3 protein-coding genes and 1 pseudogene are annotated in these 3678 nt (G+C 69.7%); 3 read left to right on the forward strand and 1 reads right to left on the reverse strand.

What is annotated here, in order from left to right; translation table 11 throughout:
- The 3 genes from ahcY to ACILRF_RS15280 all read left to right on the forward strand — a co-directional run.
- The coding region (ahcY, locus tag ACILRF_RS15270) for an adenosylhomocysteinase (protein WP_395674396.1) at positions 1-1386 on the forward strand (1386 nt) is incomplete at its 5' end.
- Positions 1387-1458: 72 nt separating this feature from the next.
- Positions 1459-2289 (forward strand): PfkB family carbohydrate kinase, encoded by an 831-nt coding sequence (locus ACILRF_RS15275; RefSeq protein ID WP_395674398.1) that lies wholly within the window; start codon positions 1459-1461, stop codon positions 2287-2289.
- Positions 2289-3398: a serine hydrolase domain-containing protein gene (locus tag ACILRF_RS15280; protein WP_395674400.1), complete on the forward strand. Its 1110-nt coding sequence runs from the start codon at positions 2289-2291 to the stop codon at positions 3396-3398. The genes ACILRF_RS15275 and ACILRF_RS15280 overlap by 1 nt, the downstream gene beginning before the upstream one ends.
- Here ACILRF_RS15280 and ACILRF_RS15285 read toward each other — a convergent pair.
- Positions 3395-3678: pseudogene (locus tag ACILRF_RS15285) on the reverse strand (EamA family transporter RarD); the annotation flags it as partial. The gene ACILRF_RS15280 and the pseudogene ACILRF_RS15285 overlap by 4 nt on opposite strands.

The following is a 3678-nucleotide window of genomic DNA, read 5'->3' on the forward strand; positions in this document are numbered from 1 at the left end:
GACTACGTCGTCAAGGACATCACGCTGGCCGACTGGGGCCGCAAGGAAATCGACATCGCCGAGACCGAGATGCCGGGCCTGATGGCCGTGCGCGCCGAGTTCGGCAAGGATCAGCCGCTGAAGGGCGCCCGCATCGCCGGCTCCCTGCACATGACCATCCAGACCGCCGTGCTCATCGAGACCCTGCAGGCGCTCGGCGCCGACGTCCGCTGGGCCTCGTGCAACATCTTCTCGACCCAGGACCACGCCGCCGCCGCCGTGGCGGTGAAGGGCACGCCCGTCTTCGCCATCAAGGGCGAGACCCTGATCGAGTACTGGGAATACGCCCATAAGATCTTCGAATGGTCGGACGGCGGCTATCCGAACCTGATCCTCGACGATGGCGGCGACGCCACCCTGCTCTGCGTGCTTGGCCCCAAGGCCGAAAAGGACCCGTCGGTTCTAGCCAATCCGCAGAACGAGGAGGAAGAGGCGCTCTTCACCGTCATGAAGCGCTACCTCAAGGAGAAGCCCGGCTTCTATTCGGCCATTCGCGACGCCTGCAAAGGCGTCTCCGAAGAGACCACCACGGGCGTCCATCGCCTCTACCAGATGTCGGAGCGTGGCGAGCTGCCGTTCCCGGCGATCAACGTCAACGACAGCGTCACCAAGTCGAAGTTCGACAACCTCTACGGCTGCCGCGAGAGCCTGGTCGACGCCATCCGCCGCGGCACCGACGTCATGCTGTCGGGCAAGGTCGCGGTGGTCCTCGGTTACGGCGACGTCGGCAAGGGCTCGGCCGCCTCGCTGCGCCAAGGCGGCGCCCGGGTGATCGTCACCGAGATCGACCCGATCTGCGCCCTGCAGGCGGCGATGGAAGGCTATGAGGTCCAGACTGTCGAGGACGTCGCCGACAAGGCCGACATTTTCGTCACCGCGACGGGCAACAAGGATGTGCTGACCGTCGAGCACATGCGGGCGATGAAGAACAACGCCATCGTCTGCAACATCGGCCACTTCGATTCCGAGATCCAGATCGCCGGCCTGCGCAACTTCAAGTGGGACGAGATCAAGCCCCAGGTCCACCACGTGGAATTCCCGGACGGCAAGAAGATCATCGTCCTGTCGGAAGGCCGGCTGGTGAACCTCGGCAACGCCACCGGTCACCCGAGCTTCGTGATGAGCGCCAGCTTCACCAACCAGACCCTGGCCCAGATCGAGCTCTGGCAGAACGGCGCCAGGTACGAGACCAAAGTCTATACCCTGCCCAAGCACCTCGACGAGAAGGTGGCCATGCTCCACCTGGCCAAGCTCGGGGCCAAGCTGACCACCCTCTCCAAGGAGCAGGCGGACTATATCGGCGTCACCCCGCAGGGCCCGTTCAAGCCGGATCACTACCGCTACTGAGTCCTGGCGGCCTTCTCGCCTTCTACGTGAGGAGAGTGGCCGATGCGGGGCGGCTCGGCTAAGCCAGGGGTCATGCCCCTGGCGTTGATCCTGTCGTCATTCGTGGCCGCCTCGCGCATCGGCGGGGCGGCGCAGCAGTACGTCCTGGCCCAGCACCGCATCGACCCGGTGCTGGCCCCGACGGTCCTGCTCGGCCGCAGTCCGGCCAAGGGCGCCGAAGGCCAGGTGACGCCTCCCGACGTCCTGCGCCGGATGCTGGCCGACATCGAGGCCGACGCCGTCTTCGGCATGCTCGACCTCGTCATCACCGGCTACTTCTCCTCGGCCGAGCAGGTTGAAATCGCCGCCGGCGTGCTCGAACGGGTACGCGACGCGGCGTCCCGGCGGCCGGTGCTGGTCGTTGACCCGATCCTCGGCGACGCGCCAGGCGGCCCTTATGTGAAGCCCGAGGTCGCGGAAGCTATCGCCGCCCGCCTCGTGCCGCTCGCCGACTGGATCACGCCCAACGCCTGGGAGCTGTCGTATTTGTCCGGCCGGCCTGTGGGCAGCGCCGCAGAGGCGCTGGCCGCGGCCGAGGCGCTGGGCAAGCCGACCCTCCTGACCTCCGCCCCGTCGCCGCCCGGGCTCACGGGCGTGATGCTGATCGACCGCGGCGAGGCGATCCACTTCACCCATCCCTATTCGCCGGCTGCGCCGAAAGGCACGGGCGACCTGGTGACCGCCAGCTTCGGCGCCGCCCTTGTCGAGGGCCTGGCCCCGGCCGCCGCCGCCGAACACGCCGCCCGCGCCGCCGCCGAGATCGTCAAGGCCGGCGAGGACTGGGGCGCCTCCGAATTGCCCATTGTCGCCCTCGGCGATCGCCTGGTGCGCCCCGCCGCCCAGGTGCGTATAGAACCTCTCTGATGGTCGAGATCTCCGGCTTCGCCTCGCCCCGCCACGCGCCGGTGAAGGACGCCTTCGCCGCCAACTTCGCCGCCGGCGAGGAACTCGGCGCACGCTTCACCCTGGTCGAGGCCGGCGAGGTCGTCGTCGACCTGTGGGCCGGCTTCGCCGACCGCAAGCGCACCCGAGCTTTCGACGAGACCACCCTGACCTGCGTCTTCTCGGTGACCAAGATCCTGGCGGCGGTGATGATCGCCCGGCTGGTGGCCGACGGCCGCTTCGCCTACGACCAGCCGGTCGCCGCCGCCTGGCCGGAGTTCGCTCAGGCCGGCAAGGCCGGGATCACCGTCGAACAGGCGCTGTCGCACCAGGCCGGCCTGTCCGGCTTCCCTGATCAGATGGAGCCGGCGACCTGGTTCGACTGGGACGCGATCTGCGCCAAGCTCGCCGCCATGGCTCCGCTGTGGCCGCCGGGCACGGCCAGCGGCTATCACCCGATCACCGTCGGCTACATCGTCGGCGAACTGTTCCGCCGCGTCGACGGCCGGCTGATGGGCGAGGCCCTGCGCCAGGACCTCGCCGGCCCGCTCGGTCTCGACCTCTGGATGGGCCTGCCGGACGCCGAGGCCCACCGCGCCGCCGAACTGCTGCGGCCGACCGCCCCGGCCGACTTCGGCGAGATCAACACCCCGACCCGCGCCGCCTTCCTGACCCCGTGGTCGGCGGCGGCCGGCAAGCCGCAGTCGGAATGGCGCCGCCTGCCGATCCCCTCGACGAACGGCCATGCGACGGCCGAGGCCCTGGCCCGGCTGATGGGCCGACTGGCCGACGGCGGCGGCGACATCCTGCCCCCGGCCGGGGTCGCCGAACTGGCCCGCCGGCGGATCCGCGGCCACGACCTCGTCCTGCCCTTCGACCTCAGCTGGGGCGCCGGGGTGATGCGCAACGAGACGGTGCAGTTCTGGGGGCCGGGAAACGCCACCTTCGGTCATGCCGGCTGGGGCGGCTCCTGCGCCTTCGCCGATCCGGACCGCCGCCTTGGCGGGGCCTATGTCATGAACCGCCAGAGCCCGGTGCTGCTCGGCGATCCGCGCGCCCGCCGGCTGATCGACGCGGCCTACGCCGGCTAGGCCCCGGCCGCGTCCTTCACCAGTTTCTCGGCGGCGGCCACGACCCGCGATTTCTTCCAGGCGCCGTAGCAGAACACCGCCACACCGCCCCAGATGAACACGAAGGACGCCGCCCGCGTGGCGGTGAACGCCTCGCCCTGCATCAGGCCCAGCGTGAAGCTGATGGTCGGGGCGATGAACTGCAGGAAACCCATGGCCGACAGCGGCAGCCGCCGCGCCGCCCAGGCGAACAGCACCAGCGGGATCGCTGTCACCGGCCCGGACGCGACCAGCCAGGCGG

This window comes from Phenylobacterium sp. (assembly GCF_044236515.1).
Taxonomy (GTDB): domain Bacteria; phylum Pseudomonadota; class Alphaproteobacteria; order Caulobacterales; family Caulobacteraceae; genus Phenylobacterium.

Coding starts and splice junctions, on each gene's coding strand:
- ACILRF_RS15275 (WP_395674398.1), top strand. CDS start 1,459: ATGCCCCTGGCGTTGATCCTGTCGTCATTCGTGGCCGCCTCGCGCATC.
- ACILRF_RS15280 (WP_395674400.1), top strand. CDS start 2,289: ATGGTCGAGATCTCCGGCTTCGCCTCGCCCCGCCACGCGCCGGTGAAG.